The sequence below is a fragment of the Ruegeria sp. E8 genome, from assembly GCF_056533985.1.
In genome coordinates this window covers 184,345-211,112 of record NZ_JBQFOY010000005.1, presented here as the reverse complement: position 1 = coordinate 211,112, position 26,768 = coordinate 184,345, and the positions used below count along the sequence as shown (strand labels likewise).

Sequence of the window (26,768 nt, the reverse complement as noted above, 5' to 3'; positions counted from 1 at the left end):
CGGGGGTCAGCAAATCGTAATCTCGGTCGAAAGCGTCCTCCGACTGATAGAGCGATCCGAAGCGATCCAACTGACAGCCCGAAAAGAGGCAAAACGTCAGTCGAAGACGCGCCCGTTTCGGCTTGTCGTAAGCAATTCTTAAGAAGGCAAAAGAAAAGGCGTGCCGCGAAGCCACCGCAAGCACGCCAGAAAGGTTTTATCGTGCAGGAACAATACAATAATGATGACTTGGAGGCAAGCGCCTTCCCGCTCTGCTTCACTATCGTCGAGAACGCCGGTGGTGCGCTAACAAAGGCTTATGACGTTGACGAAACCGGATTTCCCAAGGCCGTTCACAGGGGAGCGCTATCTCGTGGTGTGGCACGTCTCAATAGCTCCGTTGGCACGGTCGGAGATCATCTCAAACGCCTGGAAAGCTCTTTAACCAGTTTGCGTTCCAGTGAAGCGCTATTGACGGGTGTTCCGATCAGTGAGGGCGCCGAGTGGACTCTCGGGACCAAAGATGACGTTGAGGCTGGGGAAGCAGAGATTTCTCGTTCTTCTGATTGTTTTGTTGGTCTACAGGGCCCTTCGCTCCTGTGCCTTGATCTGGACACGAAGACCTACCCGGACGAGGTCAGGCAGAAGATTCAGGATTGTGGCGGTGTGCTCGAGGCGCTGATTAGCGTTTTCCCGGAATTTCAGCATGCAGGCTGTCTGCGTCGCCCGCCCGCATCATCCGATATAGAGAACCCTATCACGGGGCACGAAACCGGACCTGCGGGAGAACACCTCTACTTCATTGCGGTAGACGGAACTGATGTTGCTAAGTTTGCACAACGGCTGCACGACCGTCTCGTGCTAAACGGTTGGGGTTGGGGCGAAGTTTCCAAGTCCGGTCGTGTAATGACACGGACGCTGATTGATCGCTCAGCGACGGCTCCTTACCGCGTCGTATATGAGGCCGATGCCATTCTTCGTGGCGTCCTTGAATACAAGCGACCACGGCTCGTTTCGATCTCCGAAGGGGGCGTTTTGAATACGGCCGCACTGGCGGCTCTCAACGAATTAGAAAACTCTGCATTTGAAGAAACAAAAGCGGAAATCCGAAATAGCAAGAAAGAAGAGGCGGCTGCTGTTCGGCAGAATTGGAAAGATGAACGCCTTCGTGCTGCTGAGCAAAGCGGGCGGGATACACTGTTAGCGGCCGATGACATCGAGCGTGCGGTAGAACGTGAAGAGCTGTCCGGGGAGTTTGAAATTCAATTCGACGATGGAACATGCGCGACCGTTTCGGAAATATTGGCGAACAGGAAGGCGTTCCATCGTAGAACTTGTGCTGATCCTCTGGAGCCCGAATACGGTGGAGGAAACAATCTTGCCGTCCTCTATACGGATCACCCTGCACGCGTTTGGAGCCACGCTCACGGCGGTGTTGATTATCGACTTGTCCTAACAGAGCATGATTTCTTCAAACCGGTTGAACAGGTTCCGATCGAGCAGCTCACAAACGATGAAACGATCCGGGAGATGTTTTCCGGTGACCACGCACCCGAAGATACGTTCGAGTGTCTTACTATCGACGACATTCTGGAACTGCCCGATCCTGAATACGCTGTTGATCGACATCTGCCGCAAGCCTCTATGGGTTTTCTCTACGGTGAGCCCGGATGCGGAAAGAGCTTTGTTGCATTGGATTGGGCCCTGCACATGGCCTACGGGCTGCCTGAGTGGAATGGTGACAAAATCATAACCCGTCCGAATGCGCAGGTGGTCTACCTTGCGCGCGAAGGCTCATCCGGTTTCAAGGCGCGGATTAATGCTTGGCGGAAAACACACTTATTGCCAACGGGCCGCGAACCGCGTTTCACGTTCATCCGTCAGGGTATCGACTTTTTGCATGATGGCGATGTCGGCAAGCTGGAGAGATCAGTTGAAGGCGCCGCAAACGGTAGGCCAATTGACCTGGTCGTCGTGGATACTGTTTCGCGCGTGATGCCCGGTGCGGACGAAAATCTTCAGAAGGAAATGACGCGCTTTGTGAGCGCCTGTGATCGCCTGAAAGACAAATACGGCTGCATCGTGCTTGGGGTACACCATTCCGCCAAATCTGGCGACATGCGTGGCTCGTCGGTTCTTAGGGGCGCTGGCGACTTTGTCTTCAAACTGGAGAAGCAGAAGGATGGCACTTTCAAAAGGCTAATCTGCGAAAAACAGAAAGACGGCCCTGATGGTTGGTCAGAATCCTATGCATTGCGATCGGTGGTGTTGGGGACCGATCCGAAGGATGGAAAGGAGTTGTCCTCGCTCGTTGTAAAACGCGTGAACTCGCTCGTGATTGACCAGAAGACAGCCAAAGAAGCCGAACAGTTCGCAAAAGTTGTTTTGCCTCTTCTGGGTGGTCGGGAGCGTGTGAAATGGACGGATGTCTGTGTGCCCGTCGGAGAGCGGCTGCGCGACTCGGGGCTGGTCGTAGTTGATTCCGATAAACGAGTTCGGGAAGAAGTAGCAAAACGGCTTTCCGGGCTTGGCGTCGATCTCGCGATAGACGGACAAAATGTCAATTTGACCTTCAGGAAAAACGGCTCGGTTCGGGGCGCTCCGTGGGTGTTTGAGATCAATTCCCGGGACGAACTGCAGGAGCCTAAGTAATGGCCGTTTTGTTGGACGAGGTTGGACGAAGCTTGGACTGTCCAAGGGTTTTTGATTGTGATTCCAACGGCTTGCATGCTTCTAACAGTGTGCTTGGACGCTTGGACGAGCGTCCAATGTCCAGGACCCGAAAAAATCGTTTAAAATCAACGCTTGGACGTTGGACGGTCTTGGACCCCTACGGGGAGGCTCTGGCCGTCCAAGGCCGCGCTCCCGCCGGTAGGCGGGTCGTGAACGAAAAGACAAAATGTCCGTTAGGGATCTACTTCATGCGGGGGTGCAAATAATGTCGCGTTCCAAAAAACAGATAGAGTTTCTGAACAGCGTATACTTCAAGGAAGCCCGAATGCGGGGTTTGAGGAACGCTTGGACGAAACAGGCGAACGGCCCAAAGTGCGGAGCGAAGAACCGGTCCGACGGCAACCCCTGCCGAAACCCTGTGACCGATGAGGGTCGGCGGTGTCGTCTTCATGGTGGCGCGACGCCTAAGGGCAAAGATTGGCATCGCAGGCAGTTTCCTAAGAAAGGCGCACCAATCGCGAAACTTGAAAAGAAACTTCGCGAACTGAAAACCCGGGATCGGAAAGCCGAAGCGCGCCGGGCTGCGATGACCCCCGAAGAGTTGAGCCAGCATGAAGCGCGACGCAAAGCATTGCGCCCGGGCACACCAGCGGAGCGTCAGAGCGCCCGTGACAGCCGGAAAGCCAAAAAAATGATTGAGGGGCTTCGGTCAGGCGAAATGCCCGTCAGTGACGAGATCAACGCCCTGGAGATGCAAATCCGAACGCTCAAAGGCCGAGCTGTGAAGTTGCAACTCGACCAATTAGAGGAAGACGACCTACCCGAGGTATTCAAATGATCGAAAGAGACGATATTACGCCCGAGGAAGCCCTCTCACGCACTCAGGTGAGGATCAAGACTGAAGGGCTGCAAGCGGCTACTGACGCCGCACTGCATCTTCTGAGAGACCCGAAAGCGCCCGCACAGGCCAAGAGCGCCACGATCAACGCCATATACCGCGCATCGGGCCTCTTCGGCCGTACAGAGGATGATACACAGCCGGAGCTTCACGAGATGACGCCAGAGCAGCTTGGCCGGGAGATCCGCAAGCTGGAGCGGTCAATGCGAACCGCGGCGATGGGGGCAGATGATAATGGGGTGTTTTCGTAGTTTATGCGCAGCAACAAGTTAGTGTAGCTGCCGTCAATTGCCGTTGGTGGCTTTACCTGTGCAGCAAATACAGTTCCACAAAACTGGAACATCAAACGAGCATTTGTGAACGGCGGGTTAGCGGATTCTACGGCCGTTTGCTTCTGCTATTCAAATGTCGGCTTTCTGTTTGCTGGGAAAAATCGGTCCTTTTTGTTTGTAGCACAAACCTTGCCAAGCGAACCGACACACGCGAAGGTGGATGCATTTAAACCCAAGGCATTCAAACTTGACCGATATCGAGCGCATAAACGCCCTGACAACCAACGCCCGGAACACTTGGTTCGTCCTCCTCGCCGCCCTCGTCTTCGTCGGCATCACCCTGATGAGCACTGAACACGTCGACTTCTACGGCGTCGACCGCGCCACAACACTGCCATTGGTCAATGTTGAGGTCCCCACCCGCGCCTTCTTCATCGCCGCACCGCTCCTCATCGCCGCCATCTACATCTACTTCCACCTCTACCTCGTGCGCCTCTGGGATGCTCTTTCAACCGCCCCAGCTCGGATTGACAATCGCCCACTCGGAGACATCATCAGCCCCTGGCTTGTCACCGACGCGGCCCTCCACATGCGCGCCCGCCGCCGCAAAGAGTTCTGGCCCCCTACAACCCACCGAGTGCTGGAAAGCACTGCAATGTGGCTCAACTTCGCCATCGCCTGGGCCTTTGGCTTAATCGTCATTGGCCTCCTCTGGTGGCTCTCCATGCCGGCACGCACCTTTGGGCTTACGCTGTCAGCCGCCCTCAGCCTGTTCACCATGGGCTTCACCGGCATCACCAGTTTTCTCATGCTCCGACGTCGAATGAAAAGCAACGACATCCGAAACTCCGGCCACATATTCCGCGTCGCCCCGGGCCTTCTTGGCCTCATTTTCCTTTGCTTTCCGCTTGTCCTTGTCAGCTACATCCGCACCGAAGGCGAACTTACCCGCCTGACGTACGTTTTCCCAATCCTCGAAGCTCACAAGGACCGCATCGCCGCAATTGATGCGCGCCTTGCCGCCCTCGATCCAACCGGCCGCATCCTGGCTCTCGCCCCCCTCAACCTGACCGGAGAGCAGCTCGTCCAGCGCCCCCAAGGCTGGCTGCCATATGCAGAGGCGCAAAAGGACTATTTCGCGTCCTGGTGCAAACGCGAAGCCGCGCCCTGCAAACTCGACGACCTTGACGAAAAACAGGAACGCGCATTCACCCAAGAATGGAACGTCCGCCGCTCCGCTGCCCGCGGCGACTTGCAAAAGCCCAACTGGAACGATGTGAACACCAACAAACCCGACCTGCGCGACGCCACCATGTACAGCGCGTTCCTGAGCGGTTCCCATCTGGCCTTGGCGCAGATGGATGGCGTAAAACTTAGAGGTGCGCATTTGGAGGGGGCAGACCTTAGCTTCGCGCAGTTGGATGGGGCAGACCTTAGCTTCGCGCAGTTGGAGGGGGCAGACCTTAGCGCTGCGCAGTTGCAGGGGGCAGACTTTCGCTACGCGCAGTTGGAGGGGGTAGACCTTAGCGGGGCGCAGATGGAGGGGGCAAGCCTTTTCAGGGCGCAGTTGCAAGGGGCAAATCTTGGCAGAGCGCAGTTGCAGGGGGCAGATCTTGGCAGAGCGCAGTTGCAGGGGGCAGACCTTAGCTACTCCCATTTGGCAGGAACAGAAGACCGAAAGAGCATTTTAGACTATACAAACCTCAGCGCGAGCACAAACAAAGGCGGCGCGCTGAGGTTTGTGGAAATGACAGAAGTCGTTTTCGATAGGCGTACAGATTTTCAAAATGCCTTTTTGGATGGATCCGTAGCCATGACAGATGCGCTCCGCATGAAACTAGGTGATCAATGCCAATCGCGGCTGGGCGTTGTGCTGTCAGACATCGAATTCTACGGTCGTTGGCTCGGCTGGATAATAGCGAAACCAGTTGATGCGAATGAATTTTTTGTTGCACGTCACGTTCTTCCTGATGAATGGAGCGATGTCGAACCCATTGCCCCCGATCCAGGGTGCGAATGGAAGCCCGCTCTCGCCGAGGTCGAAGGTGCGACAGACGCGCTCGATGCGGGGCAGAATTAACCAATCCGCGGCGGGGCTACGCGCCGGAGCTATCTAAGTCAGTTTTTCGCCGCCGACTTTCTCTGCAGTGAGACTGAACAAACCAATTGAGCCCATTGCCGCCTTTGCCGAGATTAGCCCACACAGCAGTTGCGGCATGTCGATAAGTTATGAAAGCGGTCGTTGATGTAGAGATGAAAGCCAATTGCCACACGACCGGCTTCATTCTTGAGCCGCCGCCGAACTTTGGTAACCGCCCGGTGCATATCGAAAACGACGGCGGTGTTGATCCGCAAACCGCGCCTTTAGTGGCGGCCGCAGGCGCGGATGTTCTGGTCGCAGGGTCCGCGGTTTTCAAAGGCGGGTCGGTTTCAGCCCCGGACGTCTACGGAGACAACATCCGCGCTGTTCGTACAGTTGCGGAAACGGCATTGTCGTGAAGTCGGTACCTCAGAAACCGAAAATACGCTTAACCCGTTACCCGCATAGAACAGAGCCCTTTTAAGAAAAGGGCTCTGTCAAAAAGTCAGTCAGCGCCAAACGCGCCGATATGTGACACTCCACCAGCTCCGGACAGCTGGAATGTGCCACCGACTTCATCGGCGTTTGGACCATAAAACACCCCGTAAGCCTCGCCGCTTGTGCCGGACCCGGCAACCGTCGCGGTAAATCCGGAGTTCGAAATTGGGCCCGAACCGCTGAAGTCCAATTCCGGAGCTGCGCGATCCGGCACACCCACCACCAGACTTCCCGCATTTGTTCCCGTGCTTGAAATCGTTGCGCTCGAAAAGTCAGTGGTCACATTGACGACTGAAGTTGTCTGATACTGTAGACCATCGCTCAGACGGGCGACACCCGAGCTCGCACCGCTATACGTAGCAGTTCGTCCGCTTGGCATATCTGCGGTCGGCGTAACCGATCCATAAGATCCCGCAGTCGCCGTCCCGGCCGTTTGGTTGCGCCCGACAATCCAAGTACCAAACGTCTGATACTCAAAACGTGTGCGCGAGGGATCAACAAACAGGACCCCTTTGTCCCGGTTAGAGGAATTGAAGACCGTCGTCACCGTCCCTTGCTGAACAATATCACCAGTTCGGCTGTCAACAATCACATTCGACCCAGCCGCAGCACCCGTCAGAGCGACGATGTTGCCCCCGCTTGTTGTCAAGGTCACGTTCGAATCTGCGGGTTGGGACTGGCTTTGAACAGCCACTTGCTGTGTTGTCTGGTTTTTCGTGAAAGACTGGACAACCGCCCGGCCGTTCAGTGTTGCCGTACCATTTTGAGGTAGATTGATCTTCTGTGCGGGTGTTGTCGAAATCGGCCCTTGAACTCCGGATCCGCTCGAAGACGAACCACTACTACTGTCGCCTCGGTCGGCATCCAGCCCAGCGATGCCCCCACAGGCGCTCAACAGGGCTATAGGAATAAATGCTGCAATCCGGCAACTAATCTTCGTTTTCATAACAGCTCCATAGTCAATTTAATGGCGGCACATTAGATGTTCACCCATGCAGCGCAAGCCGAGTTGCAAGTTCAACCCAAAGGAATTTCATGGTGTTGCCATAAATCCGAATGGCACATTTTTAAGAAGCAAAATCAAGATCGTATGACAATGTCCAGTTCTGCGTTTCTTACATCTCACGATCTGTACCGCAACAACTTTGAGGGTATTTATGAGGGGTTCCAGAGTGATCAGGACATTACTATTTTCTATCTGTGTTTTTTTCCTGACCGGGCTCGGTCCTGCACTTCAGGCCAACGCTGACACAGCCCAGCACGTTTCACAAACGGCAGATCAGTTCGAAATCGAAGCCCTGTTTCTGAGCGGGCTAGCCGATCTGGAAAATGGCCGCCCAGAGGCAGCAATTGAAAAATTCTCATCGATTCTGGCCGAGAATCCGAACTTGGTCCGGGTACGACTCGAACTGGCGCGCGCCTACTTCATGGCCCGCCAGTGGAATCGCGCACGCAATGAATTCTTCACTGTCTTGTCCGGTGATTTGCCCGACCCGGTCAGGACGCGCGTATTGGCATTCATTCGCGAAATCGATGCTCGCCGGGGCTTTGATTGGGATCTCAGCTTCAGGTTCACGACCGTAGGTAACCCTCGGAAATACGATACCGACGAAATCACGCTCCGTTTCCTTGGCTTCGACCTGCCCTTCACGCTGAACCGGGATACGTCGACCGAGATCGGAGTTCGGGCGACTGGCGCAGCGAACTTCCGGCGGCCAGTCAACCTTGGCTTTACCGATCTGCAAACGGTTGCCTTCGCGTCGTTCAACTTCGACATAACCGAAGCGCGGACCTCGCGCTATGACGACTACATCTTTGTTGGTCGGTTAGGCCTCCGCACCTTGTCGCAATACACTACCGTCTCATTCGGGCCCGCGGTCGGAACCCGGTTGATCGGTGGTCGGACATATGAAAACCGAATCTCGCTGGAAGCCGCCTTCGAACGGCGCAACCTGCTGGGCGGTTCGGTGTTTGGCGCTTTGAACGGATCAAAGCTTCATAACCCCAGGTCCAGCGCGCTTGACGGTCATTCCTTTGAGGGCGAGCTGGGCCTTCGGCGATCTGTGGGTGGTCGCGGTTTGATCGGCGTCAGCGCGTTCTATCAGGACAAATCGGTTGATGACGTCCTTGAGAACTATACCCGCAAAAGAGTGACCCTGTTCGGTCAATACGACGCGCGCGGCGGCTTTACGTTCCGGCCTTCGGTCTATCTGGAAAGCAAGTCCTTCAAGACGCCCAGCCCGCTGCTTACTGCGAACCCGGACGAAAACTCATGGGGCTCAAGCCTTCGAATCGAGAAGAACGACCTGTTCATCGGCAACGGGTTTTCCCCGTTCGGACTGATTGAATACAGCCGCACGGATTCCGACATTCCAGCCTATAGCTTTTCTGAGACGAACTTTGAAATCGGACTGGAAAGGCGGTTCTGATTGTTTTTTCAGAGTTTCCGTCACCCGTTGCAGATCATGCTCAGCGGGACCGAAAGAGCTGCATGAACTCTTCGCGCATCCGCAAACGTTCCAGGTATTCTTCAAGAAACTGCTGTGGGGGTTTGCCGTCCTAGACCTGCGTGTAGACACGCAACTTGTTGTCGCCATAGATCTTGGCAAGATCCACATCAGAGTAGTGCCGCAAAGCCCAACACATCTGCGGTAAGTTTCGTGAAACAGTTCCTTCGACATTGTACAATTTCCGAAATGACGCAGTGGCGCTGCTATGAATCCAGAAAGAGCGTGTCCGTCCGGCAAACATCCAGTTTTTGCGTCCGATGGCGACGGGTGCAAAAATTGCGCATTGCGGCCGTTAGTGGCTCCCGGTGTCGCGCCCGCAGCGAATGTCTGCTAGGTGGCCATAGCCTCTAAACTACCAATCATTCGCCTTGCAAAACCCGATAAACCGACGCCCGCCCAATCCCGAGCGTCTTAGCTATCTCCGTTGCGCCCATCCCTTGAGCTTGCAATTCTGAGACCTGCTCGCGATCTATAGTCGCTTTCCTCCCCTTATAGACGCCTTTCGCTTTCGCTCGGGCGATTCCTTCAGCCTGTCGCTTACGGATCATGGATCGTTCGAATTCAGCGAAGGCACCCATCAGGTGCAGTTGCAGTTTCGACAAGGGATCTTCTGCATCAGGCGAAAAGCGCAACCGCTCCTGTTGGAATTCGACAGTCACGCCTTTGTCGTTCAGTTCGTCCACGATGCTCTTTAGGTCGCGCAGGTCTCGGGCCAAGCGATCGAGGCTGTGAACGATCACTTCGTCGCCTTCCCGGGCAAAGTCGATCAAGTCACGCAGCGCCGGCCGATCCCTGTTCGCACCGCTCAGCTTCTCTTCAAAGAACTTCTCGCAACCGTTCAGCTCTTGTCGGTCTAAATTCTGATCTGTCGTGCTGACTCTGCGATATCCGATTTTCATTTCCTGCACCGTGTCTCGTTTGACTCTGGACTCGATGTAAGAATCACCTGAGCAATTACAAGACATTTATATGAGACAATATTGATGTCTCATCGCCTCGTTTTGGTGGGGTGTACCCAAATAAGACCGACCCGAGCGGATTTTTGAAGTTACGAAGTAAGGGAACCGGTTGGGGTTGTCCGTCGGCGTGTATGCCAATGTCTGTCGCGCCGGCCGAAAGGCAGTAGAAATTTCAATGGCCTATCGATGGGTGTCCGGCGCTCTTGCCTTAAACTGTCTGGTTGTTTGGTGATGTAACCCATTGTCTCCAGAGAACAAACTTCATGACATACAGGTTCGCCAGCCACTAGCGTTAGCACGCAACGTAAAATGGAGATAGGAATGACAGAAACCGAAGACACTTACCTGCAAAAGGCAGTGGTTGGAGCGCGAGAGTTTAAGAGAACTGGCGACACCGGCACTTCTTTGGAATGGATTGACGACCTTGAAGGAATTGCAATCCACGGAAGCCACCAGTGTTCCATAGACGCACTAAGGGAACTGCATAGGTTGGCAAAATCGCCCAATGTGGAAATCAACACAAAAGCTGGCATGGCGGTTAAGCTCGCCATGGCAACGCTACAGGACTGATACGTCACCACAATTGCCGCAACATGCGGGGCCCGTCGAATCCGGACCCCGCCCCCTGGCCCATAGACCAAAATTACGCCGAAAGCCTGCATCGACCCCTCATCCAAATTTGCGGTGGCGCGGAACTTTCTGTTTACGGCAGTGAAACAACTCCGTTCGGTTTGGTCACTTTTGACTGCCGGTGCCTAACTGCGGACAGAATAAATTGCCCAAAGCTCAAGTTCGAGAAACCCTCTCCAAAAGGGGTATTTTTCTCCAAGTTTTCATCTGTGAATGATTCGCCAAGACCTAACAGGCGAAAGGACGAGCAGGTGTATTTTGCGTCAAAGGAAGAGTTCTTAAAATCAGATGAGAAACGCGCTGAAAGCGTCAGAATGTGGCTCGAAATGTTCAACGGTAGTGAAAGCGACGAATGGTCTGCGCCAAAGGACTTCTGCGTTGATCTCTACAATCTGGGATGGGCTTTCTTTGAGGCGCGCACTTTGCTTGCTAAGAACGCTGGTGAAGTGCCGTTAAAAAACGAACTAGAAACAGGTTTCGCCCTTGCTCGGGTGGACGTTCTAAGGCGCTTCCCTAATCTGCTAAACGCAGGTTTGGTTGATCGCTCGTTTTCGGCCCTGGAACCCCTTTTCAACCATGCACCTGATCCGAACAAGGATAGGGCTAACTCACGTTCAAACGAACTTCGGGAAGCGCTAGCAATCACGCATTTCTTTCAGAATGCTCTTCACAGTTTTTACATCGGGCGTACTTACGGCTTGCTGGATTTTGATAGGTTGCTGGGACAATTGCGTCCACCGCCGCCAATTTACTCACATTTTCCACCGCCTAAGTGCCTGCAGTGAAGGGAGAGGCAACCGGACGTACAGCGCCGGACTGTAAATGGCTGGTGAGCGGACCAAAGCTGACATTCCGCGCCACCGCGCATGGTCGTCATTTCCTTGCAAAAAAACTGCCTGAGCGGCCCTTCCAACCGTTTGCCAAGTAATAGAAAGCCGTGAAAGAAATCGCATTTTTTGGCATGCGATCTGTTCGCAAATAGTAGAAACGGCTCCCAACGTTTCTTGGGAGCCGCATTTACTGAACAGTAGGATCTTCGGAAAATCAGGCGTGCCCACCGCCGATCAAGCCGATACCCGAGGTCAGACCGAACCAAGCTTTCACCCGTAGACCAACGGCTTTGATGATACCCATTGCCTGAATCCCGTGAGCGACAATTGTTCCTTCCATGTCACCTGCAAAATTGGTGGTGTAGGATTGGACGATGCAACCGCTACCTGGCACCAGAAGATCGCGGTGTTCTGGGTGCACCAGATCGAGATGTACAACGATCTGACCCCGTTTCGCCTTTTCGCTGGGCTCAATCAGACGACCGCTAGGCGCTAGCTGGCCTGAAGAAATCTGTTCCTGAATACGTACGATCCTTGCAGGAAGAACGGTGTTGCGCATCGAGATGTTGAAGTTGCTTTCGCAAGCCACCTCTGCGGCCATACCTTCGTACAGTTCAGTGCGAGACACCTGCGAGAAACCAGCAACGATGCGTCCTTTCTCTGCATCTTTGCGGTCGGGCACGATCAGCATGGCCGGGCTCATTGCGGCTTGTGCCGCGCGTGAACCAACATTCAGGGTGACTTGTTCAACTACACCGTCGACTGAGCTGAGAGTCAGAGTTTTTGATAGCTCCACTTGAGCCTGCTTCAACGATGCACGCGCTGATGCAAGTTGGGCGGGCAGAACGGCCTTTGCCTGAACTTGTGCCACACCAAGTTGCGTTTCAGCAGCCTCAACCTCAGCTTCCCGAGTGCTCAAAGTAGCCTGGGCACGTTCCAATTGGCTCACTTGAAATGCCGCTGAGCCTTTTGCTTGATAGTGCTTCATGATCCATCAGCACCAATTTGGCTTGATCCCTGGCGGTGATCGCTGCATCCAGAACGGCCTGCGCGGTCAGGACTTGCAACTCGGCAGCCAGTTTCGCGCTTTCAATTTCCTCAACTTTGCGCATCGCGAGTTCTACGGCGGCTTGTTCAGAAGAGCTCTCGACGGCAAACAGCGGATCGCCTGGCTCCACATGATCACCGCCCTTCACGTAGATATCTGTGACTGTTCCACCGTTCTCGGCAACGACCGGAACCGTTCTGAATGGCACAAGGCCAGTGTAGGACTTGGGGTAGTAGTAGAACACGGCAAAGAACACGATCAGGGCCAAAACGAACCACATGAAGAGCGCTCGGTGAACGTTGTACAGGGTGACCGGTAGCCTGCACCACTTCAGGTAGACCACGCGCAGGACGAACGGAAAAGACGTGATGAGAAGCTCAATCATTTTACCAACTCCTCTTTCGACGGACGCCACCACAACATGAAGTCGCGGGCGATTGCGGTCAGGATTAGGGCGCCCGGCAGTAGACTGCTGAAGTGGCTCAGGGCAGGCATCAGCTCATATGCCAAGGCGACAGTGAGCATCGTCGGAATAGTTGTGCGCAGCGGAGTGCCGATTGACTTGTGTTCGGTGTAACGTTCAAAGCGCGCGTAGAGGTGTACGACCAGCAGGATCGCAAGGGCGATAACGACCAAGCCGACCCATGCGTAGGTGTCGGTTTGATTTGGCTCGACCCACCATCTGGGATCACCGCCAGCGGCGAAGGCAGGAGTTGAGATGAGGCCAAGTATAGGCGCCATTAGGAACGCGGGTGGTTTCATATTTCAGGTCCTTTTGCTGCACGGCCAAGCTGCGCGTGTTGATTTTCGGTGTCTTGAGAACCTCAATTCTCGGTTGGTTGTTTTGCGGGTTCGGACGGCTGTTCTTGAGGGGCGTAAGGTGGATCCCAACGACGTCCGTTCGGTATTTTCTCGCCAAGTGGCGAACTGTGCAGACCCTGGGTGTTCCCCCCGGACCACTCTTGCTTGGCGGAGTTTTGGATTGCCCGTAGTACACGGTAGTACCTTGCGAAGTAGATCATGGTCGTTTCCTTTCTGATGACCCGGACCTAACCGTCATCGCACCTGCGATCCTGAGGGTTCTGGACATTTGTTATTGGCTTCTGGACAATTGCAGTACCTGCAGGGAGTTGCGTGCAAGTCAGGGGAGGACGCACGAATGCCACGCATCAGCGCTTACAGACTGCAAAACGTTGGGCTGCGTTATTCGCAAGAACCCGGAGCGCGCATTCCGTTTCCTGAGGTCTTGGAGATGGCTGGGGTGCCCGTTGATATCGGCAGCAGCCCCGACGCCACCATCGAGCTGCTTCATGAGGCGGGTACAGTTGAAACCGCGTGCCGGGTTCTGGAAGACAAAACCTTTGCAGCGCGTGTGGGGCTTTCGGCGCAAGGTCCCGGAACGCTTCTAGCTTACATCTTGCGGGCAGCCGAAACGGTGGAAGACGCGCTGGCTTTGACGCGGCGCTTTTATGCAATGCAAGACCCGGACCTGCGCTTGGACGTCGTGGGCGCACCTGACGGGCCAAAGATCACTCTGGAGAGCAGTGTTATCCCGGCGCATCAATATCCTCGCCATCGCGAGATGCTGATATTCGGTCTTTACAAGCGAGTTCAACAAATCACCGCTAGCGGGCTCGCCCCGATCTCTATTGAGTTAGAAACGGACGATGCCGAGCACTGCCGACTGCTGGCGGATTTGGCGGGATGTGAAGTTTCAGGCTTCAAATCCGGATACGCTTTGGCTCTGCCCACAAACGGCATGAGCTTTCGGATACCTACGGCGGATCCCACCCTATTGGGGCATCTACGAAGGCACGGAGAAGACCAACTGAAGGCGCGGCCTGATGTAGTCCGCAGTCTGTCCGACCGCATTGTGGACATGCTCGGGGAACGTCTTCCCGGGCCGATACCAAACGGCGACGATATAGCCGGAGAGCTTGGACTGACGCGGCGCACTATGACCCGGCACCTGTCGGCCGAAGGAACAAGCTTTAAAGCACTCTTAGAAGGGGTGTTGTGCGACCTGTCCAAGCGGATGCTTCGTAGTGGGGAAGGTGTTGCCCGGGTTGCCTTTATGCTTGGATTTGCGGATCAGGCCGCCTTTTCGGTGGCGTTCAAGCGCTGGACAGGTGAAACACCTGCCAGGTTCCGTAAAGCTGGTCGATAAAGGGCTTAGCGTTAGGGGGCGAAAGATGTCCAAAACCCACAAAACCTTGTCCCGCCTCCAAAAGAAAGCAGGCCGTCGGGTCACCTAGTTAAATGGCACACAGCAGCCGCGGTGGTTGCTGACCCAGAACAAGGATGAACCCTATGAAGACCTCGAAAATTTTCTTTATCGCCCCGATCTCAGGCGCCCTTCTGATCACCATGGCTGCTACGGCTCATGCTAACTACGTCACCGACAAAGCGATCAAAGGCGCAGTTGTCGGCGCCACTGTTGCAGGTATCGCTGGCGAAAGCATCGTGGGTGGTGCTGCAGCGGGTGCTGCAGTTGGTGCCGTGGGCGGCGCAATCCAGAAGGACAACTTCGAAGACGCGCAGGACGAAGCCCAAGAGCGTCGCGACGACTTCAAGGAAGAACACGAAGACTGGAACGACTAAAGCTCGACCGCCAACGAAACAGAAAAAGGAGAAACACATCCGAACAAATCCGACCGGTCAGCATCCGCTGTTAGCATCCAGACGCAGTTTGACTGACCATCCCGCACAGAACTCGCACAGTTTCTGATTGGTTGCCATCCAGCTCGAAAAGCGAGCCGGGTGGTAAATCGTCCAAAACCACTCGTCTTGCCTTAGGCAAGTGAACTTCCGCTTTGGGCTCGCAACCGACATTCGGTCATTTAACTCAGACTATTGACGGACACGTAGGGGTCAAGGTCGGCAAAGTGTTGTAAGCAGCCTTGTGCACTCGCAGCTACCAGATCACTCGGCTATGTCTGGTAAGGGCTCTTACCTCCTATCGATGCCCACCGCAGAGAATGGCAGCAGCGAGCCCAATCTGTACCCTGGGTTTTATTGCTGCATGCGCTTGCAGCAGCAAAACGCTGCGATTGCCGAATATCTAGTGCCGCCAAGCAGCGGAAAAACCGGTCACTCATGCAAATTGCAGCGATGCTCGCGGCGGCAGCTCACAGTTCGCCCGACAAAGCCGTCCTTCACTTCATCCGCAACAGCTATCGCCTAGCTGAATTGGTGGACACGGGACCGTGGCATATGAACAGTAAACACAACAGTCGCCTTCCAACGGCTTCAAAATTGTTTTGCACGACTTGCATTCATAGAACCACTGGCAAGCATCCGTTGGCATTTGCTCGGTTTCGCTGTGGCCACACTTCGGGCAAGTCAGGGTGCTTTCTAGGACTACAGTTTGTTTTGTCATAGTCTCACATCTGCATGATCAGGTAATCGTTAATCCGTGCCTCGTTAAACACAACGACCCAAGCCACGCCGTTGATTAGAGTCGTTCCTGCAAGCCGCCATTTCAACGTCGGTAAGGAACCGCGCCGATAAGATACCAGCCAAGATATCGCGACGAGCGCCGTTGAAATCGTCAGCACATAGTAACTCGCTGCCGCAACCTTCCCAAAGATTGCCAACCAACTGCCGCCCAGCCCCAGTAACATCATTGTCATGGGCAAAACGCAGCAAGTCGCGACGCCAAGCGCTGATAGCGATCCCAAATAGTTGAGGCTAAGGTATTTCTGCATTCTGTTTCCCTCATGAGCCATGACGCGCGGAGTTGTAGAGACAGCAACTTCTCGTATAACGTCTGTAGCCACTTCAGGATCAAGGCAGGAAATCTCACATGTTTGCGATTGGGGAAGCATCCCGGCAGAGCGGAGTCGGAATTGAAACTATCCGCTATTACGAACGCGAAGGGATCGTGCCGAAACCAGAAAGGGCATCGAATAATTGACGCATGTACTCCGCGCACGATGTTGGACGGCTTCGTTTTCTAAGGAAGTGCCGAGACTTGGGTTTTTCGCTTGCCGATGCAAAGGTGCTTCTCAACCTGTCCGAAGGCGATAGCGAGGATTGCCAATCCGTTAAGGAACTGGCCGAGCTTCATATCTCCAATGTGCGTATGAAGATAATCGAACTTAAGCGATTGGAGGCCGCCCTGAATGAACTTACGGCCAACTGTAACATCGGGAACGTTTTTTGCCCGATGCTTGCGCAGATACGGACCTACTAATGGCACTTTGAGGCTCGCAGTCGCCCTATGCCAACGCAGCATGACCCAAGATTCGGGCCGCGCAGAATCTACCGTTCGTTAGAGAAGTCAACTCGTTGATTTAGCAATGTTTCCATCAATCAATGAACATTTTTGCCTCGCCGCGGTGTTCTTGAAGCACACTGCGATTTCGGACAGTGAGCCCTACCTACCGTGCCTGAGCAATCAATTTGCTGCATACGCACTCGGCAGGTTTTTATCATGAAGCCGACCTCTGATTTCCGAATCGCAGAGCAATGGTTCTGCTTATCCTTGTCCTAAATTGGGCTAGGCAGACTCAGATCTTCTGTTGCTTTCTATTGTATCAAGGCTTGTATCGTGCGTACTCGAAGTCCATATACACAAGGCTAACGTTTTTCTTTTTCGACCTGCTGTCTCCCAAATTCGGCGCTCAGTCTTTCGATTCAGACCGACCACGCCGAGTCGCCGCAATAATGCGGGCGGCAAGTATTAGGAGACTTCGACCATGGCAAATGGCACAGTAAAATGGTTCAACTCGACCAAAGGTTTTGGCTTTATCGAACCTGAAGATGGCAAGCGCGACGTGTTCGTGCATATTTCAGCACTCGAACGTTCCGGCATTAGCGAATTGAAGGACGGCCAGAAGGTTACCTTCGACGTCGAGGCTGGCCGTGACGGACGCGACAGCGCCGCCAACCTGGCACTTGCATAGCCTGCTAGGGGCACCCTTCTGGGGTGCCCGTTTGCTCAGAGGGCTCCTAAGAGCCGTTGGAGAACAAGTCAGTTGCAACAGCAGGAATTGACCCGGGCGCTCGCGCAATACCGTGTGCCCGATACGAAGCGTAGCGTTTTTGAACTGACAATCACTGTCATCCCCTTTTTCGCGCTATGGGGCGCAGCGTGGTTTGCACTATCCCTTAGTATCTGGGTCGCTGTTCTACTGGCCATCCTGAACGCCGCATTTCTGGTGCGTATCTTCATCATCATGCATGATTGTGGTCACGGATCATTCTTTAGAAACCGTACCGTTTGCAATTGGACAGGCCGGGTCCTGGGTGTTCTCGCCCTCACACCTTATGACGTCTGGCGGCAAAGCCATGCGATTCACCACGCCTCAACCGGCAACCTTGATCGGCGCGGGATGGGCGATATCCCTACGTTGACTGTAGAGGAATACCTGAAGCGCAAGTGGGCCGGTCGTGCCGCTTACAGGTTAATCCGGAACCCCTTCTTCCTGTTCTGTATCGTACCGGTCTACACGTTCTTTCTTCAAAATCGCTTGCCTTTTGGGTTCATGCGGTCAGGCTGGCTGTATTGGGCAAGTGCAATGGGAACAAACGCCGCGATTGCGGTGGTCCTGGCTCTGATTTTTTGGATCGGAGGCCTGGATGTATTGGTTTATGTATTCCTGCCAACCATGATCGTCGCCGCGTCGATTGGTATTTGGCTTTTCTATATTCAGCACCAGTTTGAACACACGACCTGGGAACGGGAAGAGGGGTGGAATCTTCAGAACGCCGCTTTCTTTGGAAGTTCTCACTATGCCCTACCAGGCATCCTGCGTTGGTTCTCTGCCAATATTGGTGTGCACCATGTTCACCACCTTGCCAGCCGCATACCGTTTTATCGGTTAAACGAGGTTTTGCGTGACCATTCCGAGTTGGAAGATTGCCAGCGTATTACTTTATATGAGAGCTTTCATTGTGCGCGATTGCACCTTTGGGACGAAAAAAGTCAGCGCTTGCTGACATTTTCCGAGGCTTTGTCGAACACCAATAACAACTCAGTGTAGTCTGGCGCGCACCAGATATGCCTCGACAGTGTCACCGCCTAGGGCGCGAATGGCCTCCAGTCGGTGAAGGCCTTCGATCAGCACGAACCTCTTGTTGTCCGCGCGTATCTGGATCGGGGTCTTCTGGCCGTTCTTCAGGATATCTTCGGCCAGCGTCAGAACTTTTTGTTGATCAAGCGTTTTCGCCCGTTTCACAGGTACATAGATCAGGTCGAGCGGATATGGTCTTTTCTCCAACATAAGCTACGTGAGCAACCTTTCGTGCAATTGTTCCGGTTCAGAGTTCGTTGCAAAAGCTGGGGCTGGAACGTGCGTCATAGAACCGAACGAACAGCATCGCGCAGTTCCTGATGCATGATCCAAGTCGCTGGTTCATCGTCACTTTTGATGTGAGAAAATGCCAGAACCTGTGCGGCGCCATCATTCTGTGCCGATCCGGCTTCGGGAAGCTCGAGTTCCAGATATTCTGCGATCAATAGCCCGATTTTCTTGAAGACCTTGACGGACGCCTCGCGCGATTTGTAACCGGCCGCCTGAGACAAGTGACCAATGGTCAGGCCTTCCTTGCCTGCGATTGTAAGTGCTTTGAGCATTGTAACCTGCGCAGCGGTCAGCCTGATCTGGCGCAATGCCTCGGCATATTCTCTTTCACTGGGAACGAGGGTGCCGGAGTTTCCCTCCAAACGGCGTTGACTGCTACGCTTCCTGTCTCGTTCTTCGAGAATTTCTTTTAAGGCTTCAATAGCCAATGCTGGTGTTTCGCCGACTGCATCAGCAATCATTGCCTGCGTTTTGGCTGGTGGCTTGGGGAATGCGCGCGCAACGCTGTTACCGCTCAGAATGCCAGCCTTAATCAAGTACTTTCCAAATTCTTCCTCAATCACTCCAGATACGTCAGCGTTCCGCGCCTTACGAACACTGCGGTCCTGAAATGCTCTTTGTTCCAGACCACGAGCTGACATCTTTGAGTCCGGAAGGGTTACTTGAGGAGCATTTTTACGCATCATAGAAACACCACTACAATTATCGCCGCAACAAACACCGCTATCGCGATAAACATCTTTACTCTGTAGGACCAGCGATGCGCCCTTTCGGCTTTGAGCATTTTGCCCAGTTTTTCGTCAATCGAGTTATGGTTCACGGCTTGGTCCTTCCGGATTTGTCAGGCGATATTGATTTCCACCAACCTATTTTCGCGGCACATTTTCGATGCACTTATCATTCTGTCGTGTGAACGGCCGATTGCATTCCCAACCATCACCTCTTCGATTCAAATGAGCGTTTGAAGGGACAAGGATCGCAACGCACTTGTCCTGGTTTGCGCGAAAGCCACGTTCGCATTTCCATCCAGAGTAGGTTTCAGACGCAAGGTATGCATGCAGTGGAACGGCCACAGGCTCACAGCCGCTCTCCGCTGCCCTGTAACCTCTGAGGCATACCCAACCATCCGCGCTGTTTTTGTCAGTCAGACGGCCGTTGCTTGGGACACTAATCGCAACACAATCCTGGCTTTCCTTACGAAATCCCCAGTTGCAGTGTATTTCCTGTGCGCCAAACCGGGTTTCAACGTACCCATTTTGAGGCGCAGTCATTTCTTCGCATTTTTCTCCGACTTGCCGGAAGAGCCGATTGCACTCCCATCGATCTCCGGTCGATGCAAGGTAGGCATTCTCAGGAACATTGATTTCCTCGCAAAACTCTCCGACATGCTGGAAACCATGTTTGCATTCCCAGCCACTGCCATAGGAACTGCCCGTCAAATATGCGTTTTCAGGTAGGTCTGTTCTTTGACACGATCCGTTTTTGTTTTCGAAACCTTCCTCACAAACCATTCCGTCGGCATTGCCTGTGACTTGGGCAGGAAGCTGCGTCCCTGTGAGCAACAACAAGAGTGTCGGGATCAAACACAGAACGCGGTTCGAAAACACGATGAATGACAGATTGAGGCGAAGCCTGGGGCCTGATCTATCGGGCATCAAGCACGCTAATTATTAGCCATGTGTTGTTCATACGGCGCCTTCTTTCATGAGTCACGCGACGACTGGGACTTGTCAGGTGACAGTTGTGTATGCTTGCGAGGAACTAGCTCATCACGAAGACCCCAGCGAAACCCGTTCCTATGCTGGGGCACATGCTACAGTTATTCTGAAGGCCATTGGATCATCGAAGCCGGCAGCATCGCGGCGACGAGTAATTTTCACCAATGCACTTTTGTGGTCCTTAGCCAGAATAGAGTCAAGGAAGTTTCCCTTGTCGCAATGCAAGTACCGCCAGGGCAGGTAGTTTTTGAAACTGCCGGTGACCAAGATCCTTAGTAAACTACCGAAAGAAATTGTCTGGCCTGAGTGCGGCGAAAGAGGAGTATGTGATCAAGGCTTCCCCGTGACTATGAATGACTGGCCTGATGACATTGGCTGCAACGCAGCGATTTTCGCGCCGCTTCTGCACAAGTACCCGCGGTGCGATCAAATGGCCGCTCCGTCCCGTACCCTGTAAATTGCGCCTGAGCCGAGAAAACTGTGCTGCGAGCGTACGCAACAAGATTTTGACACTTCCGCTCAGGGCACGCTACGTCCCCCCCTGCGTAAAAGAACTAGAACCACTATGGATTGGCGACCGACAGCGCCGCTCGCCAAACTGTCTCAGATGTCTATGCGCTCTGCAATGCTTAGCGCGTCTTCCAATTCAACGCCCAGGTATCGCACGGTGCTATCGACCTTTGTGTGCCCAAGCAGAAGTTGGACCGCGCGGAGATTTCCTGTCTTGCGGTAGATCTCAGCTACTTTGGTTCGGCGAAGCGAATGCGTGCCATATCCGCTCGGTTCCAATCCGATTGCGGTCACCCAGTCTCGAACCAGCCTGCCATACTGGCGCGTCGAGATGTGTGGTCGATCATGGAATCGGCTTGGAAACATGAACCGGCTAGCAAACATTTCCGGTGATTTTACCCATACCAATACAGTTTCTCGCGTGTTTTCCGTCAGTTCGAATTGAACAGGTCGCTTGGTTTTGCTCTGGATCACCGAAACACGTTCACGGACGCGATCGTCTTTGACAAGATCGGTCACAGCGAGTTTGACCAGATCGCAGCCGCGTAGCTTGCTATCAATCGCGACGTTGAAAATTGTGAGATCACGAAGATTTCCAGCAAGTTCGAGCCGTGCACGGATCGCCCAGACCTGTTTTGGGAGTAGCGGTCGTTTCTGACCGATGATCCGCCCCTTGTTCCAAGCTCTGGGTTTTGGGGTGACTGCGGGTAGTTGGACTCTTGGCATATCATGCACTCCGTTCCACCCCCCGCACCCAAGCGACAGCACCGCGCTGACAATCAAATAGTACAAGCGGCGTGAATGCCTGCTGCCCGATTATGAATAGTGGCATGGTCTCAGCGTGTGCATTTGGCGGCTTGAGCCCATATCGCTACGCAGAAGAACGGTTCGAATCCAAACTGCGCGTACGCTTCGTCTTCAGCCCCGATTACCGATCGGGTTCCACGTTAAAAGGCCCGGATCAGCGGGCTGGGTCAGCACCAATAAGATAAAATGAGATATGATCAGAAAAGCTGGTAAGACTGTCGTCAGTTTATCAGCGACGCCGAGCTAGCCCGGGGCTTACCGATACGCCATTTCGCCAGGCGCTCAACCCCTTGCAGCGTCGACAAATCCGCTCTCCGAACCCCTCGCTCCAGAATGGAGTTCTGCAACGTAGGCACGGGCGTTCTTGCGGCACGTCATTTTGAGCGCGAGCCATGATTGCATCTGTTTCGTCCAAGTCTTCCATCAGTTCTTAGCCTCGATTTCTGTTTTGGTTTACTCCGCGGTTGGAAAAGAAAGTTCCGAGCACTATGCCTTGGGGTTGAAGGAACTGCCTGGTTCAGACTGCCCTATGGGGCGGCCTGCAGTCCGAGGGGTTATTAAGGGACGAACCGGCATTCCTTCATTCTCGGCAGCTTGGACCGCGAAGGCGTACTGAGCGCCGCTTCCGCATCCTCGCCGTAGGGCACTTTGATCTGATGATCTGTCGTCTGCTTCAGAAATGAGCGAGTCCGAGTAGAGGTGTCGAAGTTGTGTCTCTGAAACGCCATCTGCCCTCATAATCAATTGCACCATGGGATCGGCCAATAATTGGTCGAGCAGGAACTGCGACAACTCCTTTGAAGACAACTTGTCCTTTGCGCGTGCTCTGTCCAAATCAGCAAGAGAAACGGTCAGCGTTCGCGCCAGACCGGGGTGAGATTCCCTTGGATGCAGGCAGATTAGCACGGATGCTTTCCAGGCTTCCGGGTTCAAATAGTCAGGCGGTGCGGAAAGCTCTGTTTCTATTTCGTATTCGCCCGCCGGGAGTAATTCGTCAAATCCAGGGAAAGTAAACGGCTTGGAAAAGACTGCGATTGTCTTGCTGACTATCTGGTCCATTTGGGTAGTTCTCCTTTGCAGATACCGCCCGTTCGGAGCTGTAACCAAGAACAAGCCACCCGATCCCGGCAGGGTATTATTAACCTTGACGCTTGGCCTTTGGTTTTTCGGGGACGACGTCAGGTCTTTTAGACGTCGCTTCTTTTTTTGGCGCGTCCGCATCGTTTTTTTTCAGTGCGGCGGCCGCTCTGGTCGTCAGGTCCTTGAAAGACATCATTTTGATCCTTTGATTGTCCGCACCACCCACACGCCCAGATGGGGTGTGAAAAGTGAATGTGGATACCACCAATATAGGGATTGGAGGCCTCATTTACTACGTAAAGCCGCAGAATAAGACGGTTCGCTGAAGTTGAACCTAAACGGCGACAATCGTAGTGCGCTACATTCACTTCGAATATGGGCGATCATTGTTCGCAGCGGTGATTTCTGCCAATGCGCTAGCACCACGGAAGACCTTTGCAACATCAGGTGCTGCCATGCTTCGCGAAAGCGCGCTATACTTCATTCTTAGCTTCATCTCGCCACCAGCGCGAGCCGGACAATCAGTGGTTTCAACAATGATATGATCGCTGGTGGCTCCGACGAACGTGACGCCCGCAGGGAATACAAGACCCGCCGCATCGGTGTCCTGGAGTCCGATCGCAAGGATCGACCGAGTATTCGAAGGACCGTCTAAAGTCACACACTGCATTGAAGGTATAGGGTAATTCATTCGCACGGGATTTGGGTTTGATTTGGCTTTTGTTTCGATCACTTCCGCCCAAAGAGTGAAAGCATCTGTATAAAGCCCGCCGATCGCGTGCCCGGATACAGGATCGGTACCCAACAGGATAGCATCACCCAGACGCAGGTTGCTGATCTTTCCGGTCGCACCCTTGCCAAGCGCCCATGGCAAACTGGCAGAGCCGCCGCCTGACACTGTTTCAAGAGCGGGTCCAAACGCGCGCTCGGTGTCGATGGCAAGCGATGAAAGCAATGCTATTGCTTCTGCAGAGGGTGCCACATGACCAAGACAGGCAAAATTTGCGCCAATCCCCTTCAGAGAAATCCCTTCCATTCTTAGAATTTGAGACACAGTGCTTTCAAGGTGTTCAGGCAAGATGCCTTCCCGCATATCCCCCATTTCCACCATCAGGATAATGTTGTGAGTAATGTTCTTTCCCAGCGCATTGATGGCCAGGCAGGCGATAATGTCCATCTCTGTGTTGTAGCTGACATCGCAGTTATCAACGACTTGCTCGACCTGGCTCAACATGGGCGTTCGGATCAAGGATATGGGACACGAGATTCCAGCATTGCGCATACGCATGACATTGCTGATCCGGGCGTCCGCCAGCCCTGTCGCGCCACCTTCAATCATAGCATTCGCAATCGACGGATGACCGCACACGGCTTTGGTCACGCCTGTCACTGTAATTCCGCGGGGTCTAAGGTGGTCGACGAGGAACCGTGTGTTGTACCGAATTTTGTCCAGATCAACGTCGATACGCAGCTTGCTCATTCAATCGTCGTAGCACGTACGGGTTGCAAGCGCGGAAAGGCAGATAGAACCATATTCACCAAGTTTTTTGGAGGGCGGTTCAATGCGTCAGTGACCGGGAGATACAATTTGCAGTTGTAGTCTGTGATGACCTTTGAAATCTCAACATCATTCATTCCTTCATGGTTGATCGTCATGCCAATTACCTCTGTGTTCGCAAAAGCCTCGATCAGGGTGATTTCATCGCAAGGGTCGGGCATAGTCATGTTGGGGAAATCACATCGACGTTTTCGTTTAGGCGCGTGTTGAAGAATAACTGCATGTGGCTGACTGCCTCGCAGAATAAAGGCTGATGTACAAAAGGCCGGATGGCTGAGCGCGCCCTGGCCCTCGATCACTATGACATCGGGGCGCTCACCTTCAGATGCTTCAACAACAGCACGCTCAAGTTCGCCACAACAAAATTGCGGCGGCACCGAATCCATCGCAACGCCATACTTGGCGCCCTGCATCAAACCTGTCTGGCCGGTGCCGACCAAAACTGTTTTGATCCCATGCGCGTTAAGTGCGCCTGTCAGGATTGTCGCGGTTGTACGCTTTCCAATTGCACAATCGGTGCCGAACACCGCGATGCGGATCGCCTGGACGTCTCCAATACTGCCATCTAACAGGCGCAGGTCGGGATTGGGCCGCGGCTTGCGAATGTCGCGTATCGTGACATCGTGAATTTTGGCAAATCCGACGAGCTCTTTGTCATCGCTAAGAAATTCATGCAGCCCACTGACGATGTTCATTCCAAGCGTAATCGCATCCACAACAACTTCGCGATCCTCAAGGGACATTCTGCCGCTGGCCGGCGCCATTCCGTAAATAAACGTGTCGGGGATCGTAGCTTCATTAGCGACGGCGGCATCAAGATCATCGAAGATGGGAACCTGATTGGCGACATCATCAAGCACTTTGCCACTGTCACAGCCGGCAAACGTGCTGTCGATCACCGAAAGAACGCGATAGGCCTGTGAATGTCGAACGAGACCATTAGCCGTCTTGCCATCGATCTTTGCGAAGTTTCCTTCGCAATACACAATCGCAGTCGGTATGTCTGTCACAAGTGTCTTGCGGTGAAGCTCCGAAAAAACGGCTTGTTCAGGCGGCAGCTCTTGCGCATCGCTGGCAATGAACTGCTTGGCATCCGACGCAATGGGTACGGGTTTCATATCTGTTCTTTTTTGGAGTGTGAAACACGCCGTCCTAGGTAAGAACGGGCACAAAATGTGAAGTTTGGAAAAGTGGGCTCTCTGACTGAAACCTCATTCGTTCAGAACACACAGCCCTTCCGACCGATGAAAATTTCTGTGGCATTGCCACCCATTGCCGGATCGGTCGATATGGGCATTTGCGGGTAGATCGATTGCATCGCAGTGATCACCGGACGCCTCGTAGCCACGTTCGCATTTCCATCCAACTCCGTGGATCGCGTCATCGTAGAAAGCGTTTTCAGGCACGATGACTGCATCGCACCTTCCGTCTCGCTCAAAATATCCGCGCTCGCATGTCCAGGGACGCCCGTGGGTTGATGCGTTCAGGAAGGCATTATCCGGCACTGCTATTGCAACGCACGCTTCACCATCTGTCTCGTAGCCACGATTGCAAAGCCATACAGATCCGTAGGTACTGTTCGTCAGGTAGGCGTTGTCCGGCACCACGATTTTTTGGCAGCTATCGTCTACCCTTGTGTACCCACGCAGGCACCGCCACCTCTCACCTGATGGATCGAGATATCCGCCCTCAGGCACAATTACTTCAACGCATGAGGTGCCACCAACTTCAACAAAGCCATGTGTACATGCCCAGCCCGAACCATAGGTTCTGTTTGTCGGGTAGGCATTTTCTGGGACGGCAATGGCCACGCATTCTTCGCCTTCCAACCGATAGGACAAATCGCATTCCCAACCGTCGCCATACTTTTTGGGATGCGCGTTGTCCGGGATAGAGTTTGTTTCGGCCGATGCGGGACTTGATGAGATAAAGGAGCCCGTCAAGCAGCTGAAAACGCCAACAAACAGCGCCGTCATGAAGTGAGAGTAAAACCAGTACTGATTTTTTCGAACTGTCCTGGTGCAAACGGCGTTGTCCGAATGTTGAGTGATTGAGTTACGATCCATCCAGGTTCAGCCCCTCAATGCAGGCCTGTGCCAGATCTTTGTTGGGGGTTTGGGATCCCGGTACCGTTGCCCAGCCGGCTGCCATAACGGCATCCTTTCGCTTGAAAGAAGAAGCTTCTTTGATCGTCGTTATTTTTTCGGCGCGTTGGGCGTCAGTTCTAGCCATGTCGATGCAGATCGGAACCAACGCAGCGATTACATTGTCGCGGGACATGGCGTTGGCCATCTTGTCCGCGTTACTGCCGGTCATCCATCCACCCCAAGAAAATCCAACGACGCCGACGAAAACCCCTCCGATCAGGGCGCCGTAGATTCCGGGTTTAAGCCATTCGGGCGTGTTCATA

General features: G+C 53.8%; 27 protein-coding genes and 2 pseudogenes. 13 read left to right on the top strand and 16 right to left on the bottom strand.

The window, feature by feature from the left end; all coding sequences use genetic code 11:
* Positions 1-201: 201 nt before the first annotated feature.
* The 5 genes and pseudogenes from ACR0LF_RS09295 to ACR0LF_RS09275 all read left to right on the top strand — a co-directional run.
* Positions 202-2,631, top strand: coding sequence for an AAA family ATPase (locus ACR0LF_RS09295; protein WP_480576469.1), 2,430 nt, complete (start codon positions 202-204; stop codon positions 2,629-2,631).
* A 607-nt stretch (positions 2,632-3,238) separates the two neighbouring features.
* Positions 3,239-3,490, top strand: coding sequence for a hypothetical protein (locus tag ACR0LF_RS09290; protein ID WP_480576472.1), 252 nt, complete (start codon positions 3,239-3,241; stop codon positions 3,488-3,490).
* Entirely contained in the window at positions 3,487-3,801 is a 315-nt protein-coding gene (locus ACR0LF_RS09285; RefSeq protein ID WP_480576474.1) for a hypothetical protein, read from the top strand. Before ACR0LF_RS09290 ends, ACR0LF_RS09285 begins: the two co-directional genes overlap by 4 nt.
* Positions 3,802-4,069: 268 nt before the next feature.
* Positions 4,070-5,902, top strand: coding sequence for a pentapeptide repeat-containing protein (locus tag ACR0LF_RS09280; RefSeq protein WP_480856257.1), 1,833 nt, complete (start codon positions 4,070-4,072; stop codon positions 5,900-5,902).
* Between the two features lie 227 nt (positions 5,903-6,129).
* Positions 6,130-6,321 (top strand): annotated as a pseudogene (locus tag ACR0LF_RS09275) (ribulose-phosphate 3-epimerase); the annotation flags it as partial.
* 86 nt (positions 6,322-6,407) lie between these two features.
* Here ACR0LF_RS09275 and ACR0LF_RS09270 read toward each other — a convergent pair.
* A complete protein-coding gene (locus ACR0LF_RS09270; protein ID WP_480576480.1) occupies positions 6,408-7,055 on the bottom strand; it encodes a transferrin-binding protein-like solute binding protein in 648 nt (215 codons plus the stop codon).
* A gap of 517 nt (positions 7,056-7,572) precedes the next feature.
* On the opposite strand from ACR0LF_RS09270, the gene ACR0LF_RS09265 reads away from it, so the two are divergent.
* Positions 7,573-8,829 carry a surface lipoprotein assembly modifier gene (locus ACR0LF_RS09265; protein WP_480576483.1) on the top strand — a complete coding sequence of 419 codons (1,257 nt, stop codon included), beginning with the start codon at positions 7,573-7,575 and terminating at the stop codon, positions 8,827-8,829.
* Between the two features lie 440 nt (positions 8,830-9,269).
* Here ACR0LF_RS09265 and ACR0LF_RS09260 read toward each other — a convergent pair whose 3' ends face one another.
* Positions 9,270-9,809: a recombinase family protein gene (locus tag ACR0LF_RS09260; protein WP_480576486.1), complete on the bottom strand. Its 540-nt coding sequence runs from the start codon at positions 9,807-9,809 to the stop codon at positions 9,270-9,272.
* A gap of 381 nt (positions 9,810-10,190) precedes the next feature.
* Here ACR0LF_RS09260 and ACR0LF_RS09255 point away from each other — a divergent pair, with 381 nt between their 5' ends.
* Together ACR0LF_RS09255 and ACR0LF_RS09250 are read left to right on the top strand one after the other, a co-directional pair.
* Entirely contained in the window at positions 10,191-10,439 is a 249-nt protein-coding gene (locus ACR0LF_RS09255; RefSeq protein ID WP_480576489.1) for a hypothetical protein, read from the top strand.
* A gap of 311 nt (positions 10,440-10,750) precedes the next feature.
* Positions 10,751-11,284 carry a hypothetical protein gene (locus tag ACR0LF_RS09250; protein WP_480576492.1) on the top strand — a complete coding sequence of 178 codons (534 nt, stop codon included), beginning with the start codon at positions 10,751-10,753 and terminating at the stop codon, positions 11,282-11,284.
* Between the two features lie 259 nt (positions 11,285-11,543).
* Here ACR0LF_RS09250 and ACR0LF_RS09245 read toward each other — a convergent pair whose 3' ends face one another.
* The 3 genes from ACR0LF_RS09245 to ACR0LF_RS09235 all read right to left on the bottom strand — a co-directional run bounded on the left by ACR0LF_RS09245 (position 11,544) and on the right by ACR0LF_RS09235 (position 13,139).
* The gene (locus ACR0LF_RS09245; RefSeq protein WP_480856256.1) at positions 11,544-12,125 is read right to left on the bottom strand and encodes an HlyD family secretion protein; all 582 of its coding nucleotides are present in this window, start codon (positions 12,123-12,125) and stop codon (positions 11,544-11,546) included.
* Between the two features lie 103 nt (positions 12,126-12,228).
* Entirely contained in the window at positions 12,229-12,762 is a 534-nt protein-coding gene (locus ACR0LF_RS09240; RefSeq protein WP_480576498.1) for an HlyD family secretion protein, read from the bottom strand.
* The gene (locus ACR0LF_RS09235) at positions 12,759-13,139 is read right to left on the bottom strand and encodes a hypothetical protein (protein ID WP_480856255.1); all 381 of its coding nucleotides are present in this window, start codon (positions 13,137-13,139) and stop codon (positions 12,759-12,761) included. Before ACR0LF_RS09235 ends, ACR0LF_RS09240 begins: the two co-directional genes overlap by 4 nt.
* Positions 13,140-13,536: 397 nt before the next feature.
* Here ACR0LF_RS09235 and ACR0LF_RS09230 point away from each other — a divergent pair, with 397 nt between their 5' ends.
* A complete protein-coding gene (locus ACR0LF_RS09230) occupies positions 13,537-14,544 on the top strand; it encodes a helix-turn-helix domain-containing protein (protein WP_480576504.1) in 1,008 nt (335 codons plus the stop codon).
* A 143-nt stretch (positions 14,545-14,687) separates the two neighbouring features.
* Positions 14,688-14,978: a hypothetical protein gene (locus ACR0LF_RS09225; protein ID WP_480576507.1), complete on the top strand. Its 291-nt coding sequence runs from the start codon at positions 14,688-14,690 to the stop codon at positions 14,976-14,978.
* A gap of 559 nt (positions 14,979-15,537) precedes the next feature.
* On the opposite strand, the gene ACR0LF_RS09220 is transcribed toward ACR0LF_RS09225, so the two are convergent.
* Positions 15,538-15,756: a GDCCVxC domain-containing (seleno)protein gene (locus ACR0LF_RS09220; protein ID WP_253284533.1), complete on the bottom strand. Its 219-nt coding sequence runs from the start codon at positions 15,754-15,756 to the stop codon at positions 15,538-15,540.
* Between the two features lie 4 nt (positions 15,757-15,760).
* The gene (locus ACR0LF_RS09215) at positions 15,761-16,084 is read right to left on the bottom strand and encodes a hypothetical protein (protein WP_171238901.1); all 324 of its coding nucleotides are present in this window, start codon (positions 16,082-16,084) and stop codon (positions 15,761-15,763) included.
* Between the two features lie 98 nt (positions 16,085-16,182).
* Here ACR0LF_RS09215 and ACR0LF_RS09210 point away from each other — a divergent pair.
* The 3 genes and pseudogenes from ACR0LF_RS09210 to ACR0LF_RS09200 all read left to right on the top strand — a co-directional run bounded on the left by ACR0LF_RS09210 (position 16,183) and on the right by ACR0LF_RS09200 (position 18,364).
* Positions 16,183-16,572, top strand: a pseudogene (locus ACR0LF_RS09210) (MerR family transcriptional regulator).
* Positions 16,573-17,077: 505 nt separating this feature from the next.
* Positions 17,078-17,284 carry a cold-shock protein gene (locus tag ACR0LF_RS09205; RefSeq protein ID WP_170430361.1) on the top strand — a complete coding sequence of 69 codons (207 nt, stop codon included), beginning with the start codon at positions 17,078-17,080 and terminating at the stop codon, positions 17,282-17,284.
* A gap of 72 nt (positions 17,285-17,356) precedes the next feature.
* A complete protein-coding gene (locus ACR0LF_RS09200) occupies positions 17,357-18,364 on the top strand; it encodes a fatty acid desaturase (protein ID WP_480856253.1) in 1,008 nt (335 codons plus the stop codon).
* On the opposite strand, the gene ACR0LF_RS09195 is transcribed toward ACR0LF_RS09200, so the two are convergent.
* The 9 genes from ACR0LF_RS09195 to ACR0LF_RS09155 form a co-directional block, all read right to left on the bottom strand.
* Positions 18,356-18,604, bottom strand: coding sequence for a ParB N-terminal domain-containing protein (locus ACR0LF_RS09195; protein WP_170357377.1), 249 nt, complete (start codon positions 18,602-18,604; stop codon positions 18,356-18,358). The genes ACR0LF_RS09200 and ACR0LF_RS09195 overlap by 9 nt on opposite strands.
* Positions 18,605-18,678: 74 nt before the next feature.
* Positions 18,679-19,371, bottom strand: a complete 693-nt coding sequence (locus ACR0LF_RS09190) for a hypothetical protein (RefSeq protein ID WP_480856251.1) — start codon at positions 19,369-19,371, stop codon at positions 18,679-18,681.
* A 1,635-nt stretch (positions 19,372-21,006) separates the two neighbouring features.
* Positions 21,007-21,639 (bottom strand): tyrosine-type recombinase/integrase, encoded by a 633-nt coding sequence (locus ACR0LF_RS09185; RefSeq protein WP_480577249.1) that lies wholly within the window; start codon positions 21,637-21,639, stop codon positions 21,007-21,009.
* 567 nt (positions 21,640-22,206) lie between these two features.
* Positions 22,207-22,779 (bottom strand): hypothetical protein, encoded by a 573-nt coding sequence (locus ACR0LF_RS09180; RefSeq protein ID WP_171722469.1) that lies wholly within the window; start codon positions 22,777-22,779, stop codon positions 22,207-22,209.
* Positions 22,780-22,858: 79 nt separating this feature from the next.
* Positions 22,859-22,993: a hypothetical protein gene (locus tag ACR0LF_RS09175; RefSeq protein ID WP_256368739.1), complete on the bottom strand. Its 135-nt coding sequence runs from the start codon at positions 22,991-22,993 to the stop codon at positions 22,859-22,861.
* Positions 22,994-23,164: 171 nt separating this feature from the next.
* Entirely contained in the window at positions 23,165-24,280 is a 1,116-nt protein-coding gene (locus ACR0LF_RS09170) for an alanine/ornithine racemase family PLP-dependent enzyme (protein WP_480576515.1), read from the bottom strand.
* On the bottom strand, positions 24,277-25,476 hold the full coding sequence (locus ACR0LF_RS09165) for an N-acetyltransferase DgcN family protein (RefSeq protein WP_480576518.1): 1,200 nt from the start codon (positions 25,474-25,476) through the stop codon (positions 24,277-24,279). The genes ACR0LF_RS09170 and ACR0LF_RS09165 overlap by 4 nt, the downstream gene beginning before the upstream one ends.
* A gap of 93 nt (positions 25,477-25,569) precedes the next feature.
* Positions 25,570-26,424 (bottom strand): hypothetical protein, encoded by an 855-nt coding sequence (locus ACR0LF_RS09160; RefSeq protein ID WP_480627490.1) that lies wholly within the window; start codon positions 26,422-26,424, stop codon positions 25,570-25,572.
* Complete coding sequence (locus ACR0LF_RS09155; RefSeq protein ID WP_171722471.1) at positions 26,414-26,767, bottom strand: hypothetical protein; 354 nt, start codon at positions 26,765-26,767, stop codon at positions 26,414-26,416. Before ACR0LF_RS09155 ends, ACR0LF_RS09160 begins: the two co-directional genes overlap by 11 nt.
* Between the last annotated feature and the right edge of the window lies 1 nt (position 26,768).

What these genes read in the sequence shown, in the direction of transcription:
- ACR0LF_RS09215 (WP_171238901.1), bottom strand. Translation starts at nt 16,084, where the DNA reads ATGCAGAAATACCTTAGCCTCAACTATTTGGGATCGCTATCAGCGCTT.
- ACR0LF_RS09260 (WP_480576486.1), bottom strand. Translation starts at nt 9,809, where the DNA reads ATGAAAATCGGATATCGCAGAGTCAGCACGACAGATCAGAATTTAGAC.
- ACR0LF_RS09235 (WP_480856255.1), bottom strand. Translation starts at nt 13,139, where the DNA reads ATGAAACCACCCGCGTTCCTAATGGCGCCTATACTTGGCCTCATCTCA.
- ACR0LF_RS09170 (WP_480576515.1), bottom strand. Translation starts at nt 24,280, where the DNA reads ATGAGCAAGCTGCGTATCGACGTTGATCTGGACAAAATTCGGTACAAC.
- ACR0LF_RS09205 (WP_170430361.1), top strand. Translation starts at nt 17,078, where the DNA reads ATGGCAAATGGCACAGTAAAATGGTTCAACTCGACCAAAGGTTTTGGC.
- ACR0LF_RS09285 (WP_480576474.1), top strand. Translation starts at nt 3,487, where the DNA reads ATGATCGAAAGAGACGATATTACGCCCGAGGAAGCCCTCTCACGCACT.
- ACR0LF_RS09290 (WP_480576472.1), top strand. Translation starts at nt 3,239, where the DNA reads ATGACCCCCGAAGAGTTGAGCCAGCATGAAGCGCGACGCAAAGCATTG.
- ACR0LF_RS09185 (WP_480577249.1), bottom strand. Translation starts at nt 21,639, where the DNA reads ATGCCAAGAGTCCAACTACCCGCAGTCACCCCAAAACCCAGAGCTTGG.
- ACR0LF_RS09255 (WP_480576489.1), top strand. Translation starts at nt 10,191, where the DNA reads ATGACAGAAACCGAAGACACTTACCTGCAAAAGGCAGTGGTTGGAGCG.
- ACR0LF_RS09195 (WP_170357377.1), bottom strand. Translation starts at nt 18,604, where the DNA reads ATGTTGGAGAAAAGACCATATCCGCTCGACCTGATCTATGTACCTGTG.
- ACR0LF_RS09155 (WP_171722471.1), bottom strand. Translation starts at nt 26,767, where the DNA reads ATGAACACGCCCGAATGGCTTAAACCCGGAATCTACGGCGCCCTGATC.
- ACR0LF_RS09190 (WP_480856251.1), bottom strand. Translation starts at nt 19,371, where the DNA reads ATGATGCGTAAAAATGCTCCTCAAGTAACCCTTCCGGACTCAAAGATG.
- ACR0LF_RS09175 (WP_256368739.1), bottom strand. Translation starts at nt 22,993, where the DNA reads ATGTCTTTCAAGGACCTGACGACCAGAGCGGCCGCCGCACTGAAAAAA.
- ACR0LF_RS09180 (WP_171722469.1), bottom strand. Translation starts at nt 22,779, where the DNA reads ATGGACCAGATAGTCAGCAAGACAATCGCAGTCTTTTCCAAGCCGTTT.
- ACR0LF_RS09160 (WP_480627490.1), bottom strand. Translation starts at nt 26,424, where the DNA reads ATGGATCGTAACTCAATCACTCAACATTCGGACAACGCCGTTTGCACC.
- ACR0LF_RS09225 (WP_480576507.1), top strand. Translation starts at nt 14,688, where the DNA reads ATGAAGACCTCGAAAATTTTCTTTATCGCCCCGATCTCAGGCGCCCTT.
- ACR0LF_RS09240 (WP_480576498.1), bottom strand. Translation starts at nt 12,762, where the DNA reads ATGATTGAGCTTCTCATCACGTCTTTTCCGTTCGTCCTGCGCGTGGTC.
- ACR0LF_RS09220 (WP_253284533.1), bottom strand. Translation starts at nt 15,756, where the DNA reads ATGACAAAACAAACTGTAGTCCTAGAAAGCACCCTGACTTGCCCGAAG.
- ACR0LF_RS09165 (WP_480576518.1), bottom strand. Translation starts at nt 25,476, where the DNA reads ATGAAACCCGTACCCATTGCGTCGGATGCCAAGCAGTTCATTGCCAGC.
- ACR0LF_RS09230 (WP_480576504.1), top strand. Translation starts at nt 13,537, where the DNA reads ATGCCACGCATCAGCGCTTACAGACTGCAAAACGTTGGGCTGCGTTAT.